This window comes from Pseudonocardia sp. DR1-2 (assembly GCF_023717215.1).
GTDB classification, from domain to species: Bacteria; Actinomycetota; Actinomycetes; order Mycobacteriales; family Pseudonocardiaceae; genus Pseudonocardia; species Pseudonocardia alni.
The window spans coordinates 467432-483271 of record NZ_JAMQOF010000002.1 but is presented as its reverse complement, the minus strand read 5'-3'; the positions used below and the strand labels follow the sequence as shown (position 1 = coordinate 483271).

Genomic DNA, 15840 nt, shown 5'->3' with positions numbered 1-15840 from the left:
CGTACATCAGTGTGGACGTCCGTACGGGACGCCCGTACGGATCAGAGGTTCTCGTCCGCCCAGGCCCGCAGGGCGACCTCGGCCTGCTCGGCGTCCATCCGCCCCTGCTCCATCCGCAGCGCCAGCATGTGCCGGTAGGCCTTCCCGACGGCCGGGCCCGGCGGGATGCCCAGCAGCTCCATGATCCGGTTGCCGTCGAGGTCGGGGCGGATCGCGTCGAGCTCCTCCTGCTTGCGCAGCTCGGCGATCCGGTCCTCCAGGCCGTCGTAGTTGCGCTGCAGGGCCGAGGCCCGGCGCCGGTTGCGGGTGGTGCAGTCCGAGCGCACCAGCCGGTGCAGGCGCTCCAGCAGCGGGCCGGCGTCGGCGACGTAGCGGCGCACGGCCGAGTCGGTCCACTCGCCCTTGCCGTAGCCGTGGAACCGCAGGTGCAGGTAGACGAGCTGGCACACGTCGTCGACCAGGGCCTTCGGGTACTTGAGCGCCCGCAGCCGCTTGCGGGTCATCTTCGCCCCGACCACCTCGTGGTGGTGGAACGAGACCCGCCCGTCCGGCTCCTTGCGCCGGGTCGCCGGCTTGCCGATGTCGTGCAGCAGCGCGGCCAGGCGCAGCGTGAGGTCCGGCCCGTCGGTCTCGCGCTCGATCGCCTGCTCCATCACGACGAGCGAGTGGGTGTAGACGTCCTTGTGCTGCATGTGCTCGTCGGTCTCCAGCTGCATCGCCGGGACCTCGGGGACGACGTGCCGGGCCAGGCCGGTGTCGCAGAGCAGCTCCAGGCCGCGCCGCGGATGGTCGCCGATCATCAGCTTGGTGAACTCGGCCTGCACCCGCTCGGCGGTGATCCGGGTCAGCTCGTCGGCCATCGCCGTCATCGCGGCGGTGACCCGCGCGGCGGGGGTGAACCCGAGCTGGGAGACGAACCGGGCGGCGCGCAGCATCCGCAGCGGGTCGTCGGAGAAGGAGCGCTCCGGGGTGTCCGGGGTGTCCAGGACGCCCTGGGCGAGCGCGGCGAACCCGCCGTGCGGGTCGACGAAGCGGCGGTGCGACCCGGTCAGCTCGACCGCCATCGCGTTGACCGTGAAGTCGCGGCGCACCAGGTCGCCCTCGACGGTGTCGCCGAAGCGGACCTCGGGGTTGCGGGAGGTGCCGTCGTAGGTGTCGGCGCGGAAGGTCGTCACCTCGAGGGTCTGCCCGTCGCGGCGCAGCCCGACGGTCCCGAACGCGATCCCGGTGTCCCAGACGGCCTCGGCCCAGCCGCGCACGATCGCGAGGATCTGCTCGGGGCGGGCGTCGGTGGTGAAGTCGAGGTCCCCGGAGTCCCGGGTCGACGCGCCGGTGCCGCGCAGCACCGCGTCGCGGACGCTGCCGCCGACGAGATAGAGCAGGTGACCGCGGGCGGCGAAACGGGCGGCCAGCTCGTCGGCGACGGCCGGGACGTCGAGCAGTGCGACCACGGCGTTCTCCTGTGCTCGCTGCAGCTCGTCCGGGTCCGGGGCGGATCCGGCCGGAGGTCGGGTCGGCCGGGTCACCTGTCGGGCGGTGGAGGACGGGGACGACGAGGACACGACGGGCCAGTCTAGGCAACGCGCCCGGCCGGTGGGCACGGGTCCTCCGGTCACTCCGTACCGCTCGACCGCTGATCGACGGCAGGGCGACCGGGTGACGCCACGGCCGCGGGCGGCTCGTCGACCCCCCTTCGAGCCACCTCCTCGTTACCATCGCCACATGTCCACCTCCCGCGGCCGCTCCTCGGCAGGGCGCGGCGCGGAACCCGGCCGTGAGGGCCGGAGCGCACGCGCCGGCCGTGCCGGGCGCGCCGACCGGTCCCCGGACCGCCGTCGCCGGCTGCGCACGGTGGACGAGACGTCCGCCGGTGGGCTCGTCGTGCACCCCGAGACCGGCGCCGCCGCGCTGATCGGCCGGCTGGACCGCCGGGGCCGGCTGCTGTGGTCGCTGCCCAAGGGCCACATCGAGGCCGGTGAGACCGCGGAGCAGGCCGCGGTGCGCGAGGTGCAGGAGGAGACCGGCATCATCGGTGAGGTGCTGGCTCCCCTGGGCACCATCGACTTCTGGTTCGTCGCCGAGGACCGGCGCGTCCACAAGACGGTCCACCACTACCTGATGCGCGCGCTCGGCGGTGAGCTCTGCGACGAGGACGTCGAGGTCTCCGAGGTGGCCTGGGTGCCGCTCGACGAGCTCGAGGGCCGCCTCGCCTACGCCGACGAGCGCCGGCTGATCCGGCATGCGGCCAACCTGCTGGAGGAGACGGCGTGAGCCGGGTCGCGGCCCTGGTCGCGATCGTGCTCACCGCGGTGGTGGCGCTGTTCCTGCCCGCGGCGTTCCCGGCGGGCGCCCCGCAGGCCGCGGCCCGGGACCGCCCGGCGCAGCAACCGGCCCAGCAGCCCGTGGCCCCGGTCCGGCTCGACGTCGGCACGATGACCCCGCGGGTGGTGACGTCGGCGGGGCCGGGCGAGCTGGTCGTCACCGGGACGGTCACCAACACCGGCCCGGGGATCGTCGACGACCTGGCCGTCCGGGTGCAGCGCGGGCCGGTGCTCGCCGGCGAGGCGGCGCTGCGGGCCGCGCTGGCCGGGGAGGCCACGGTCGACGACGCGACGCCGCCGTTCGCCGACCTCGGCCCGCTCGCGCCGGGCGCGTCGGTCCCGTTCCGCTACGCCGTCCCGCTCACCGGGCCCCCGCAGTCGACGCTGGCGCTCCCCGGCCCGGGCACCTACCCGCTGCTGGTGAACCTCAACGGGACCGTCGACGGCACGCCGTCGCGGCTGGCCGGGGTCCGCACGATGCTGCCGGTGTCGTCGCTTCCGGGGACCGCGCCGCCGTCGTCGCCGGTCACCGCCGCGCCGGTGACGATGCTGTACCCGATCACCGACGCCCCGCGCCGCGTCCCGCCGCTGCCCGGCGAGCCGCCGCTGCTGACCGACGACGACCTCGCGACCTCCTTCGCCGACGGCGGCCGGCTGCGCGGCCTGGTCGAGGCGCTGGGCTCGGCCGCGCCCGCCGGGTCCCCGACCCGGGCCGCGCTCTGTCTGGCGATCGACCCCGAGCTCGTCGCCACCGCGGCCGCCATGCGCGACGGCTACGGCGTCGTCACCGGCCCCGACGAGTCCGTTCCCGGCCGCGGCGCGGAGGCGGCGGGCCAGTGGCTCGCGGCGCTGACCGCCGCCGCGCGCGGGACCTGCGTGATCGCGCTGCCGCCGTCGGACGCCGACCTCGTCGCCCTGGTCCGCGGCGGGCAGGCCGACCTCGCCAGGACCGCGCTGGACCGCGGCCGCCGTACCCTGTCCGCCGAGCTGGGGACCACGGTCCTCGACGGCGTCGTGTGGCCCGCCGACGGCGTCGTCGACGAGGCGACGCTGGACGCCCTCGGCGGCGGGACCCGGCTGCTGCTCTCCGCCGACGGGGTGACCGGCACGGCGGCCTCCGGCCGGGTGCGCGTGGGCGGCTCCGACGGCACCGGCCGCGACGGCGACGACTCCGCGCTGCTCACCGACCCGCTGCTCACCGAGGCCGCGACCGGACCCGCGGGCGTCGAGGTGCAGGAGGGGGACGTGGGCGGGCTCGCCGGCCAGGACCTCGCCGGGGCGCTCGCGTTCCGGGCCGGGGACGCCGGCGGCCCGCTGGTCGTCGCACCGCCGCACCGCTGGGCCGCGGACGGGCCGGCCGCCGCCGGGGTGCTGACCGCCCTGACCTCGCTGATCGACGACGGCCGGATCGCCCCGACCGGCCTGTCCACCCTCATCGGCGGCGACGTGCAGGCGGGCGGGACGCAGCTGTTCTACCCACCGCAGGCCGGCGGCGCGGAGATCCCGGGGACGGTCGTGTCCGGGGTGGCCGACCAGGTCCGGACGATCGAGGCGCTGCGGGCCGCGGCCGAGGCCCGCACCGGGGTCGGGGCCAGCCCCGCCGACGTGTTCGACCCGCTGGTGACCGGCACGCTGCGGGCGGTGTCGTCGTGGTGGCGGGGCGACCCGGCCCGCGCCGAGCGGGAGGAGACCGTCGTCGCCGACCGGATCGCCGAGATCCGCGCGTCGGTGCGTGTGGTGGAGCCGCCCAGCCCGTACTCGCTCGGGACCAGCGACGCACCGCTGCTGATCACCGTCGCCAACGGGCTGCCGGTGACGATGAACGTGCGGGTGGTGCTGTCGAGCACCACCGGGCTGCGGGTCGCCCCGATCGAGGTGCAGGCGGTCCCGCCGCGCGGCCGCGTCCAGGTGCGGGTCAGCGCCCAGGTCACCCGCTCCGGGGTGTTCAGCGTCGACGCGGGTCTGCTCACCCCCGACGGCGTCGCCCTCGGCCCGGACACCCGGCTGCGGGTGCGGTCGACGGTCTACGGGACGGTCACGGTCTGGCTGACCGCGATCGCCGGCGGTGTCCTCGTGGTCCTGGTGGTCCGGCGGGTGCTGCGCCGGCTGCGTCCGGCCGCCGCACCCGGGCCGTCCGGCGGTCCCGGCCCAGGGCCCGGGCCCGGCACGCCCCCGGACGTCCCCGCGCCACCGGGACCGGCGCCGTCCGGACGCGCCCACGGCTCCTGAGCCCGGGGAGCCATCCGGCGAGACAAGGAACACTGATGTCGTTCGCCGTGGGGTATTGACCGCTCGTCGCATCACAGATGCTTCCCGGCGAATCCGCGGGGCCGGGAGGCAAACCGATCGTCTCCCGTCTCCGAAGACAGGGGAGACGGGTCCGGGGGCGTGTTCTCGGCTCGTCCACATCCGACCGGGTGCCGTAGGCTGACGCCGGACACGACACCGAGCGCCAGGGGAGGGCGAGGCCGTTGAGCGGGCAGATCGGCGAGCGCACTGCCCGGACCGGCCCCCACCCCGTCGAGGACGACGCGGCCCCCCGTCCGCACCCGTCGCTCGACCCCACCGACGCCACGGCGACCGCCGACGCGCCCGGGACCGCCGGGGTACCCGCCGACGAGCAGCCGACGGCCGCCGTGCCCGCGGTGCCGGCCCAGGCCCGGCCCACCGAGCGCATCCCGACCGTCCGCGAGACCGCGGGCACCACTGCGGGTTCGCCGCTCACCGAGCGCTACGTGCTCCGTCAGCGGATCGGGTCCGACCCGGCCGCCGGGGCGGAGTTCTGGCGCGCCGAGGACACCGTGCTGCGCCGCCCGGTCGGCGTCACGCTGCTGCGCAGGCTCCCCGCCGACGACCGTTCCGACGACCCGGAGGGCACCGCCCGCGCCGGTGAGATGATCGTGCGTGCCCTGCGCTCGGGCTGCTTCGAGCACTCCGGCAGCGCCCGGCTGCTCGACGTGCTGGCCCCGGGCACGCACGGCCTGCCGGCCGACGTGCTGGGCGCCGCCGTCGCCGAGTGGGTGCCGGGGCGTTCGCTGGCCGAGACCGTCGCCGAGGGCCCGGTCCGCGCGCAGCGAGCCGCCAAGGCCGTCGAGACCCTGTCGGCCGCCGCCACCGAGGCCCACCAGCAGGGCCTGGTGCTCGGCTGCGACCACCCGCAGCGCGTCCGGATCACCCCGGACGGGCGCGCCATGCTCGCCTTCCTGCTCCCGCGCCCGTCGGTGTCCGCCGCCGACGACGTCCGCGGGCTCGGCGGGATCCTCTACTGCCTGCTCACCCGGCGCTGGCCGCTGTCGGTGTCCGACGCCGCCCGCGCCGGGCTCGTCGCCGCCGACCGCACACCCGCGGGCCGGCTGCGGCCCGCGTCGCAGCTGCGGCCCGGTGTGCCGCTGGAGCTGGACACGCTGTGCAGCGGTGCGCTCGGCCAGGGCGACGGCGTCAGCCGGGTGCACACCGCCGCGGCGATGCACCGGATGCTGGCCGACGTCGTCGCCGAGGACGCCGACCAGGCCTTCTTCCCGCCGGTGCACGACGGCGCGCCCGCCGAGCCCGACGACGTGTGGCAGGACTCCGACCGGCTGCCCGACACCCGCAACGACCCCCGGCGCCGCCGCAACCTGCGGATCGGTCTCGGGGTGCTCGCCGTCGGCGTGCTGATCGTGCTCGGGTACGTCGCCGTGCAGCTGGGCATGCTGTTCGGTGGTGGCGGCGCCCCGCCGGTGGTCGTCCCGCCCGCGGCGAGCGCCCCGGTGCAGCAGCAGGTTCCCGCCGCTGGGGCCCCGGCCGCGTCGTCCGGGACGGGTACCGCGGTGCCGGACGTGTCGGCGACGGTGTTCGACCCGGTCGGCGACGCGGACAACGCCGGCACCGTCGGCAACGTCGTCGACGGCGACCCCTCCACCGTGTGGACGACGAGCCGCTACTTCCAGCCGTTCCCGGCGCTCAAGCCCGGGATCGGCGTGCTGGCCTCGTTCGACGCCGCCGAGCCGCTCACCGGGCTCACCATCGACTCGCCGACCGCGGGCGCGGTCGTGCAGGTCCGCTCGGCCCCGTCGGCCGAGCCGACGCTGGCGGAGACGACGCTGCTCGACACCGTCACCCTGTCCTCGGGACGGACGACGGTCGGCCTCGACCCGGGCCGCCCCACCCAGCACGTGCTCCTGTGGATCACGAACCTCGGGCCGAACAACCAGACCCAGATCGACGACATCGGGTTCCGCCGCACCGCACCCTGAGCCGCCCCGTTCGCGATCGCGACCGACCGGCCCGGCAACGCCCGTGAGCACCCCCCGGCGCTGCCTACCGTGCGCGGGTGACGACCGTCGACCGGATCCCGGACCGGGCCCCGCCCGACCTGGACGAGATGTTCCGCAGGTACGCCGACCGGCTCTGGTCGGTGGCCCTGCGGATGCTCGGCGACCGGACCGAGGCCGAGGACGCGGTGCAGGAGGCGTTCCTGTCCGCGCTCCGCTCGCCCGGGTTCCGCGGTGACGCCGCGACGGGGACGTGGCTGCACCGGATCCTCGTGAACGACTGCGTCGACCGGCTCCGCGCGGCCGGGCGGCGACGGGACCGGCTGCGGGCCCTGGAGACGGTCGTCGCGGCCCGGGACCACGCGGGCGGGCTCGTGGTGCGGCTCGCCGTCTCCGACGCGCTGGCCCTGCTGCCGGTGGACCAGCGGGCCGCGCTGGTGCTCGTGGACGGGCTCGGCTACGGCGTCGCGGAGGCGGCGGAGATGCTGGCGGTGGCGCCGGGGACGGTGAAGAGCCGCCGGGCCCGTGCGCGGGCCCGGCTGGCCCCCGTGCTGCGGGAGGACGAGGGATGAGCAGTTCTCACCGATCCGACGAGAATTCATCGGAGATCACTCGTCGGTACGACGACAACCACTGTCCACCTGCTTCGTGTCAACCCGACGAGGAACCGTTCGTCGAGGTCGGGGCGCGGATGGCCCGGGAACTCGGTCCGGTGGCGATGCCGGACGACGTGGCGGCGCGGATGCGGGCGCGGCTCGCCGCGGAGGTGGCGCGAGCGGCTCCCGGACCGGAGCGGGGCGACGCTCCGGCGGCCGGCGGCCCGCCGCCGGGCCGCCGCACCCCGTGGCGCGCGCTCGCCGTCGCCGCGGCGGCACTCGTCGTCGCCGGGGTCGGGCTCGCCGCCCTCGTGCCCACCGCGCCGGTCGTCGTCCCGGTCGGCGGGACCGCCCCGGAGGAGCTCCGGTCCGCCGCCGCCGGCGCGGCCGTCCCCGTCGGCGGGCTCGACGACCCCGCCCGGGTCCGCGCCTGCCTCACCGCCGCCGGCGACCCGCGACCGGACGCTCCGTTCCTGACGGCCCGCCCGCACTCCGTCGACGGCCACCCGGCGGTCCTGCTCGTCCTCGGCGGACCGGAGCGGGGCCGCTACCGCCTCGTCGCCGTACCGCCGGACTGCGGGCCGGGCACCGCGCGGGTGCTCGCCGAGACCACCACCGGCTGACCCGGCCGGGCACCGGCGACGCCCGGATCAGGCGGCCCACGTCCGACGGCACCGACGAGCGGGAATGCCCCTGTCTAGGATCGCGTTCGAGCCATACGGCAGCCACGACGCAGGAGCCGGCCACCCGGGCCGGCACCCGCAGGCCCGTCATCGCGCCCGTCGCCCGGGCGCGCCAGGAGGGATCGGTACCGGTGACCACCGACGACACGGTGCACAACCTGATCATCATCGGGTCCGGGCCGGCCGGCTACACCGCTGCGGTGTACGCCGCGCGGGCCCAGCTCGCCCCGCTCGTGTTCGAGGGCAGCCAGTTCGGCGGCGCCCTGATGACCACGACCGAGGTGGAGAACTACCCGGGCTTCACCGAGGGGATCATGGGCCCCGAGCTCATGCAGCAGATGCGGGGCCAGGCGGAGCGCTTCGGCGCCGACCTGCGCCCGCAGGACGTCGACGAGGTGAAGCTCGACGGCGACGTCAAGGAGGTGCGGGTCGGCAAGGAGACCTTCCGGGCCCGCGCCGTGATCCTCGCGATGGGTGCCGCCCCGCGCTACCTGCACGTCCCCGGCGAGCAGGAGCTCCTCGGCCGCGGCGTCAGCTCGTGCGCCACCTGCGACGGCTTCTTCTTCCGGGACCAGAACATCGCCGTCATCGGCGGCGGCGACTCGGCGATGGAGGAGGCCACGTTCCTCACCCGCTTCGCCGAGACCGTCACGGTCATCCACCGTCGCGACGAGTTCCGCGCCTCGAAGATCATGTACGAGCGGGCGCAGAACGACCCGAAGATGCGCTGGCGCACCAACTCCGAGGTCACCGAGGTGACCGGCGAGGGCTCGGTGAAGCAGCTGCAGCTGCGCGACACCGTGACCGGTGAGACCAGCACGCTCGACGTCACCGGCATGTTCGTCGCGATCGGCCACGACCCGCGCAGCGCGCTGGTGGCGGGCCAGGTCGACGTCGACGACGAGGGCTACGTGCAGGTGGACGGACGTACCACCTACACGAACGTCCCGGGCGTCTTCGCCTGTGGCGATCTTGTCGACCACACCTACCGCCAGGCGATCACCGCCGCGGGCTCCGGCTGCTCGGCCGCGATCGACGCCGAGCGCTGGCTGGCCGGCCACGAGGTCGGCTCCGAGATGGCCGGTGGCGGCTACGGCTCGGAGGAGACCGCCCCGGCGGCCGCCGTCGCCGACGCCGCGCACTGACCGCCCACCGGCACCCGACAGACCCGCATCCGCGACCGAAGGAGAACCCCATGGGCAACAACACCGTCGACGTCACCAGCAGCTCGTTCGACCAGGACGTCCTGAAGAGCGACAAGCCCGTCCTGGTCGACTTCTGGGCCACCTGGTGCGGCCCGTGCAAGATGGTCGCCCCGGTGCTCGACGAGATCGCCGGCGAGAACTCCGAGAAGCTGACCGTCGCCAAGCTCGACATCGACGCCAACCCGGAGGTCGCCCGCGACTACCAGGTCATGTCGGTCCCGACGATGATCCTGTTCTCCGGCGGCAAGCCGGTGAAGCAGATCGTGGGCGCGAAGCCGAAGGCGGCACTGCTCGCCGATCTCGCCGACCACATCTGATCACTGTCCGTGCGCTGCATAGCGCACGGAGATAACGCTGCGTGTCCCGGTTGATCACAACCGGGACACGCGCGTATCCGCCCCGCTGCACTCCTCCGGGGGCGGGGCAGGGCACAATGAGTCCGGCACGCGTCCGGTCACCGGGCGAAACCGACCGATCACGGGCGTCGCACGGCGCCTCACGACTGCGAGCGAGGGGTGCATGCAGCTGCTCCGGCGCGGGGACTGCGGTCCGGCCGTACGCGAGATCCGGACGACGCTGGGACAGCTCGGTCTGCTCCCGGCGGTTCCGCCGGGCTCGCGCGCCCAGGACATGTTCGACGACGGCGTGGACCGCGCCGTCCGCATGTTCCAGCAGGGCCGTGGCCTGATCACCGACGGCATCGTCGGCCCGGACACCGCCCGCGCGCTGCGGGAGGCGGGCTGGAGCCTGGGCGACCGGATGCTGTCGTTCACGCTCTCCACCCCCACCACCGGCGACGACGTCGCCCACCTGCAGGAACGCCTGCTCGAGCTCGGGTACAACCCGGGCCGGCCGAGCGGGTTGTTCGACCAGCAGACCGAGCAGGCCCTGATCCGCTTCCAGCGTGACTACGGCATGACCCCCGACGGTGTCTGCGGCCCGGAGACGCTGCGCGCGCTGCGCCAGCTCGGCCGGAAGGTCACCGGCGGGCGTCCGCACCTCATGCGCGAGCAGGAGCTGCTGCGCCGGGCCGGCCCGCGGATGCGCGGCAAGCGGATCGTCATCGACCCGGGACACGGCGGGCACGACCGCGGTGTCGACGTCGGCGGCGTCACCGAGGCCGACCTGATGTGGGACCTCGCCCGCCGGGTCGTCGGCCGCATGTCGGCCACCGGCATGGAGGCTCTGCTCTCCCGGCCGGAGAACGGCAACCCGCCGGACACCGAGCGCGCGCAGTTCGCCAACGACGTCGGCGCCGACATGGTCGTGTCGCTGCACACCGACGCGAGCTTCAGCCCGCACGCGCAGGGTCTGGCGACCTACTACTTCGGCAACGGGTCGGGCACCACGTCGAACGTCGGCGAGGCGCTCGCCGGGCTGATCCAGCGCGAGCTGCTCACCCGGACCTCGATGCTCGACTGCCGCAGCCAGACGTGCACCTGGGAGCTCGTGCGCCGGACCCGGATGCCGGCCGTCCGCGTCGAGGTCGGGTACCTGACCCACCTCGGGGACCGTCGCAAGCTGCTCGACCCGGGCTTCCGCGACGTCGTCGCCGAGGGCATCCTCGTCGCCGTCAAGCGGCTGTACCTGCTCGGGCAGGACGACCAGCCCACCGGCACGTTCACCTTCAACGACGTGCTGGCCCGCGAGTACGCGAGGGACGAGATCCGGGCCGTCTGAGGCCCGTCACGACCCGCAGCGCCCCGCCCGGCCCCTCACCCGGGGCCGGGCCACCGAGGCCGTCCACGGCCCGCTCAGAGCGCCCTCAGATCGTCCCTGCGGGCGGCACGAACGACAGCTGGCAGGACCCCGCGCGGGCCGGTGTCGCCGTCGGGCGCGGCGCCGCGGTCTGCATCGGGATGGTCACCGTGTTGAACAGCTGTTCGAGCGCGGCCTCCACGTCGGACTTCCACTCCAGCCCCGAGCGCAGCTCCATCCGCAGCCGCGGCCAGCGGTGGTGCGGGCGGACGGTCTTGAAACCGACCGAGCGGAGGAAGTCCGCCGGGACGACGCAGTCGGACTCGGTGCCGGGACGCGCGTCGCCGAACGCCTCCACGGCCTTCACCCCGCGCCGGGTCAGGTCCTTCACGACGGCCTGGGCGAGCGCCCGGCCCAGTCCCTCGCCGGCGAACTCCGGGGCCACCTGCATCGTGGTCAGCAGGACGGCGTCGGCGCTGACCGGTCCGGTCGGCATCTCGGTGGCACGGGGGACCGACGCCGGCGGCGCGAACAGCACGTACCCCGCGGGGGCACCGCCGACGTAGACGACCCGGCCGCAGGAGCCCCACTCGAGGAGCACCTCCGACAGCCAGGCCTCCTTCTCCAGGTCGGTCGTGCCGTACCCCTCGGCCTGGTCGGCGAGCTGGGGTGAGAGCTCCCAGTAGACGCAGTTGCGACACCGCTTCGGCAGATCGCCGAGGTTGTCGAGGTTGAGCGCGGCAACGTGCCAGGACACGGAATCCGACCTCCGGATGTCGTCGTCGCGCGATGCACGCGATGCTGCGCGGCCCGCCCCGTCCGGGGCGTGGTCCCGGCCCCGGCGCCGGAGCAGCCGTCCCCCGTGGCCACCCCCGGGTCCGGTGACCCCGCGCAGCCCGAGACTAGGTGGATTCTCGCGATCCCGTCACCCCGAGATGGCCCACCGGTACGAACGTCACGACGAAGGGCGGGCCGATCACCCGTCGCGGTTACACTCGGCGAGCCTTTTCCCCTCGCAGAGGAGCACGCGATGACCCTGCCCGACCGCCCGCAGCAGCCCGACGTCCGCCGTTCCGCGGCCGCGGCGGCCGCGCAGGCAGCGGCGGCAGGGGAGGGGGCCGTGGTCCCGCTCGCCCCCACCGAGCGCTTCGCGACCCGCACCGCCGGGATGACGGCGTCGGAGATCCGGGCGCTGTTCGCCGTCGCGAGCCGTCCCGAGGTCGTCTCGCTGGCCGGTGGCATGCCGAACCTGGCGGCGCTGCCGCTGCAGTCCCTCGCCCGTGAGGTGGCCGAGCTCGTCGACGTGGACGGCATGTCCGCGCTGCAGTACGGCTCCGCCCAGGGTGTCCCACAGCTGCGGGAGCAGATCTGCGAGGTCATGCGGGAGGAGGGCATCGAGGCCGACCCGAACGACGTCGTCGTCACCGTCGGCTCGCAGATGGCCCTCGACCTGCTGACCCGGATCTTCGTCGACCCGGGCGACGTCGTCCTGGCCGAGGGACCGTCCTATGTCGGCGCGCTGGGCAGCTTCGCCGCCTACCAGGCGCGGGTCGTGCACGTCGCGATGGACGAGCACGGGCTGGTCCCGGAGCTGCTGCACGAGGCGCTGGAGTCGCTGGCGCGGCAGGGGATCGTCCCGAAGTTCCTGTACACGATCCCGAACTTCCACAACCCGGCCGGCGTGACGCTGGCACACGAGCGGCGCCCGCGGATCCTGGAGCTGTGCCGGCGCTACGGCGTGATGGTCGTCGAGGACAACCCCTACGGGATGCTCGGTTTCGACGGCGAGGTGCACCCGGCGCTGCGCTCGTACGACCCGGACGTGCTGTACCTGGGGTCGTTCTCGAAGACGTTCGCGTCCGGGCTGCGGGTGGGCTGGGCGCTGGTACCGCCGCTGGTGCGGGACCGGCTGGTGCTGGCCGCGGAGTCGGCGACGCTGTGCCCGCCGTCGTTCACGCAGATGCTGGTGTCGCGCTACCTGTCGCACCACGACTGGCGCAGCCAGATCAAGACGTTCAGCGAGAACTACCGCGAGCGCCGCGACGCGATGCTCGCCGCGCTGGAGACGTACCTGCCCGAGGGCTGCACCTGGAACGTCCCCGACGGCGGGTTCTTCGTGTGGCTGACCGTGCCGGAGGGCGTCGACACGAAAGCGATGCTGCCCCGTGCGGTCACCGCGCGGGTCGCGTACGCGTCCGGTACCGGCTTCTACGCCGACGGGTTCGGCAGCCGGCAGCTGCGGCTGTCGTTCTGCTTCCCGACGCCCGAACGCATCACCGAGGGCGTGCGGCGGCTGGCGGCGGTGCTGGAGGCCGAGATGGAGGTCGTGCGGACGTTCGGGACACCGGTCCGCCCCGAGCTGACCCGGGGCACCCAGAGCCCGTCGCCGGACACGACCTGACGCCGTCCGACGACGGCGATGTTTCACGTGGAACGCCCCGGACCGGCTCCCGGTCCGGGGCGTTCGCGTTCATGGCGCAGAATGCCCGCGTGAGCGATCGAACGGTGGCCGTGCTGGCCGGAGGCCTGTCCCACGAGCGTGAGGTGTCCCTGCGATCCGGTCGTCGGCTGGCGGGTGCGCTGCGCGCGAACGGTGTCGACGTCCGCGAGTGGGACGTCGACGCGCGCCTGTTGGAGCGGCTGTCGACCGACCGGCCGGACGCGGTCGCCGTCGCGCTGCACGGCGGCGAGGGGGAGAACGGCGCCGTGCAGCAGGTGCTGGAGCTGCTGGGCATCCCGTTCGTCGGGACGCCGTCCGGGGCGTGCCGGCGGGCGTGGGACAAGCCGAGCGTGAAGACCGAGCTCGTCCGCGCGGGTCTGTCGACGCCGGACTGGGTCGCGCTGCCGCACTCGACCTTCCGTGAGCTGGGAGCGCAGGGCGTGCTCGGTGCGATCGTCGAGCGCCTGGGGCTGCCGCTGGTGCTGAAGCCGGACCAGGGCGGCTCGGCGCTCGGTGTGCAGGTGGTCCGGAACGCGGCGGACCTGCCGGCCGCGATGGTCAGCTGCTTCGCCTACGCCGAGACGGTGCTCGTCGAGCGGTTCGTCGCCGGGACCGAGGTCGCGGTGTCGGTCGTCCACGACGGCGAGGAGCCCCGCGCGCTGCCGCCGGTGGAGGTGGAGGTGCCGTCCGGGTTCTACGACTACACGTCCCGCTACACACCCGGTGCGGCCACGTTCCACTGCCCGGCGCGGCTGCCGTCGGACGTGCTGGACGCGCTGGCCGACACCGCCCTGGCCGCACACCGGCTGCTGGGGATGCGCGACGTGTCGCGCACCGACGCGATCGTCGACGCCGACGGTCACGTGCACGTCCTGGAGATGAACGTGTCGCCGGGCCTGACCGACACCTCGCTGCTCCCGACCGCGGTGGCCGCGGACGGTTCCGACCTCGCGACGGTCTACCTGGCGCTCGTCGAGCGCGCGGCGGCCCGGCAGGGCTGAGCGGTGTTCCACGTGGAACCACAGCGGTGTGGTTCCACGTGGAACATCAGCCGAGCACGCCGCCGCAGGGTTCGGAGGCCCGCCACAGCTCCAGGAGCGGGCTCATCCCGTCCCCGAGACCCGGCTGCTGCGGGACCATCGCGAAGCAAGCGACGAGCTGCACCAGCCGGGCCGCCTCGCAGAGGGCGAGCAGCTCGGCGTCGACGGGACGGCCGGCCGCCCGCTCGTAGGCGGCGACGACCTCCGGGCCGGCGAAGGTCAGGTCCCACTCGACCGGTCCGACGCAGACGTGCTCGAGGTCGGCGTCGTACGGACCGTCCGGGGTCCGCAGGACGTTGTACGCCGGCGAGTCCCCGTGCACCGGCTGTGGGCGCGTGCCGGGGAACCGGTCGGCGCAGCCCGCCTCGTCGCCGAGCACCGGGAGGATCGCCGCCCACTCCCGCAGCGCGCGGTCGCGGTCGGTGGGGGAGACGTGGGTGGTGTCGTGCCGCAGCGCGTCGAGCATCGCCGTGACGGAGTCGTCGAGTGGGTGCATCCAGTCCAGCTCGACCGGACACGGTCGTAGCGCGGTGTGCAGCCGGGCGAGCGTCGCGCCGCTCGCACCGGCGTCGGGCGGGCCGTCCGGGACGACGGTCAGGCGCTCCCAGAAGGTGACGGACAGGCCCCCGGCGGCGACGGGTCGCTCCGGGTGTGCGGGCCGGACCACGGGGTGCCCGGCGTCCGACAGCCACCGGCAGACCGCGATCTCGCGCCGCTGCTGCTCCGCCTGTCCCGCCGGATCGAGGCCGGGCGGGAGGACGGTGGGGACCCGCACCACGACCGGCTCCGGCTCCAGTGCGACGACGACCGAGAACAGGTCGTGCAGGACGCGGGGTGTGCCGGGGCGGTAGCCGTGGTCCCGCGCGGCGGACACCGCGGTGTCGACGGCGCGGTCGGTGCGAGCGGCGAGCTCGGCGTCGGTGAGCACCGGGTCATCCTGGGGCATCGGGGTGTTCCACGTGAAGCACACGCACGCGACGCCGGGCGGATCGGTCGGGCGGGCGGGGTCGGAGCCGCTCGGTGTGCGCCCGAGTCTGCTGCAGTGGGTCACCCCGCCTACTGCGTCGGCCGGTCCGATCCCACCCTGCACCGTCCGATCCCGCACCGTCCGGTCCACGCGCGGTTCCGCGTCCGGAACCGGGCCGACGGGCAGAGCACTCCCGCGCCGAGCACTCGCAGGCCGCCGCGCGCTCCCGGGCCGGGCACTCCCGGGTGGGCACTCCTGGGCCGGGCGCCGGCGGTCCGGGCATCGGTGGACCCGGGGCCTGCGGGCCGGACGTGGTGACCGGCTTCCACGCCGCAGCACGCGCGGTCGTCCCGGATGCCGGCCGCCGCCCACCGGGTCGGCGCATCCGGGCCGGCCGTCCCCGGCACGGTCGCCGGACGGCGACACCGGTCGGGCTCCACCGGGAATGCCGAGGTGCGGCGATCCCACCGGTGCGTCCGGCTGCCACCTCGGGCGGACGAGCCCTCTGCGCCGCGGAGGCGCACGGATCGGCGTCGCCCGCACCCGGTACGCGGCGACGAGCTCCTCCGTCCCGCCGGGCGACGAGGTCCGCACCGCCCAGGCCGCCCTCGGCGGGACGAGACCTCGACCCGGTCGC

General features: G+C 75.0%; 13 protein-coding genes. 10 read left to right on the top strand and 3 right to left on the bottom strand.

The features are described 5' to 3' along the window. Positions 1–41: 41 nt before the first annotated feature. Complete coding sequence (locus ND486_RS07090) at positions 42–1526, bottom strand: CCA tRNA nucleotidyltransferase (protein ID WP_374231389.1); 1485 nt, start codon at positions 1524–1526, stop codon at positions 42–44. 196 nt (positions 1527–1722) lie between these two features. On the opposite strand from ND486_RS07090, the gene ND486_RS07085 reads away from it, so the two are divergent. The 8 genes from ND486_RS07085 (at position 1723) to ND486_RS07050 (ending at position 10738) form a co-directional block, all read left to right on the top strand. Then, a complete protein-coding gene (locus ND486_RS07085; RefSeq protein ID WP_202417219.1) occupies positions 1723–2271 on the top strand; it encodes an NUDIX hydrolase in 549 nt (182 codons plus the stop codon). Further along, on the top strand, positions 2268–4550 hold the full coding sequence (locus tag ND486_RS07080; RefSeq protein WP_251783315.1) for a DUF6049 family protein: 2283 nt from the start codon (positions 2268–2270) through the stop codon (positions 4548–4550). The genes ND486_RS07085 and ND486_RS07080 overlap by 4 nt, the downstream gene beginning before the upstream one ends. A gap of 242 nt (positions 4551–4792) precedes the next feature. Continuing rightward, complete coding sequence (locus ND486_RS07075; RefSeq protein WP_251783314.1) at positions 4793–6556, top strand: protein kinase family protein; 1764 nt, start codon at positions 4793–4795, stop codon at positions 6554–6556. Between the two features lie 77 nt (positions 6557–6633). Beyond that, a complete protein-coding gene (locus tag ND486_RS07070) occupies positions 6634–7146 on the top strand; it encodes a sigma-70 family RNA polymerase sigma factor (protein WP_073573699.1) in 513 nt (170 codons plus the stop codon). A gap of 119 nt (positions 7147–7265) precedes the next feature. Further along, complete coding sequence (locus tag ND486_RS07065; protein WP_251783313.1) at positions 7266–7793, top strand: hypothetical protein; 528 nt, start codon at positions 7266–7268, stop codon at positions 7791–7793. A 191-nt stretch (positions 7794–7984) separates the two neighbouring features. Continuing rightward, positions 7985–8998 carry a thioredoxin-disulfide reductase gene (gene trxB, locus ND486_RS07060; RefSeq protein ID WP_062399016.1) on the top strand — a complete coding sequence of 338 codons (1014 nt, stop codon included), beginning with the start codon at positions 7985–7987 and terminating at the stop codon, positions 8996–8998. A 50-nt stretch (positions 8999–9048) separates the two neighbouring features. Continuing rightward, positions 9049–9375, top strand: coding sequence for a thioredoxin (gene trxA, locus ND486_RS07055; protein ID WP_020622767.1), 327 nt, complete (start codon positions 9049–9051; stop codon positions 9373–9375). Positions 9376–9577: 202 nt separating this feature from the next. After that, complete coding sequence (locus ND486_RS07050; protein ID WP_073573702.1) at positions 9578–10738, top strand: N-acetylmuramoyl-L-alanine amidase; 1161 nt, start codon at positions 9578–9580, stop codon at positions 10736–10738. An 85-nt stretch (positions 10739–10823) separates the two neighbouring features. Here ND486_RS07050 and ND486_RS07045 read toward each other — a convergent pair whose 3' ends face one another. Beyond that, a complete protein-coding gene (locus ND486_RS07045) occupies positions 10824–11513 on the bottom strand; it encodes a GNAT family N-acetyltransferase (protein WP_224401046.1) in 690 nt (229 codons plus the stop codon). Positions 11514–11786: 273 nt separating this feature from the next. Here ND486_RS07045 and ND486_RS07040 point away from each other — a divergent pair, with 273 nt between their 5' ends. Next, the gene (locus ND486_RS07040; protein ID WP_224401045.1) at positions 11787–13157 is read left to right on the top strand and encodes a PLP-dependent aminotransferase family protein; all 1371 of its coding nucleotides are present in this window, start codon (positions 11787–11789) and stop codon (positions 13155–13157) included. A gap of 89 nt (positions 13158–13246) precedes the next feature. Then, a complete protein-coding gene (locus tag ND486_RS07035) occupies positions 13247–14197 on the top strand; it encodes a D-alanine--D-alanine ligase (protein WP_062399020.1) in 951 nt (316 codons plus the stop codon). Between the two features lie 46 nt (positions 14198–14243). On the opposite strand, the gene ND486_RS07030 is transcribed toward ND486_RS07035, so the two are convergent. After that, positions 14244–15182, bottom strand: coding sequence for an aminoglycoside phosphotransferase family protein (locus ND486_RS07030; RefSeq protein WP_251783312.1), 939 nt, complete (start codon positions 15180–15182; stop codon positions 14244–14246). Positions 15183–15840 lie beyond the last annotated feature (658 nt).

Excerpts from the sequence above, each read along its gene's own strand:
- ND486_RS07085 (WP_202417219.1), top strand. The coding sequence starts at position 1,723 with ATGTCCACCTCCCGCGGCCGCTCCTCGGCAGGGCGCGGCGCGGAACCC.
- ND486_RS07065 (WP_251783313.1), top strand. The coding sequence starts at position 7,266 with ATGGCCCGGGAACTCGGTCCGGTGGCGATGCCGGACGACGTGGCGGCG.
- trxA (WP_020622767.1), top strand. The coding sequence starts at position 9,049 with ATGGGCAACAACACCGTCGACGTCACCAGCAGCTCGTTCGACCAGGAC.
- ND486_RS07050 (WP_073573702.1), top strand. The coding sequence starts at position 9,578 with ATGCAGCTGCTCCGGCGCGGGGACTGCGGTCCGGCCGTACGCGAGATC.
- ND486_RS07040 (WP_224401045.1), top strand. The coding sequence starts at position 11,787 with ATGACCCTGCCCGACCGCCCGCAGCAGCCCGACGTCCGCCGTTCCGCG.
- ND486_RS07030 (WP_251783312.1), bottom strand. The coding sequence starts at position 15,182 with ATGCCCCAGGATGACCCGGTGCTCACCGACGCCGAGCTCGCCGCTCGC.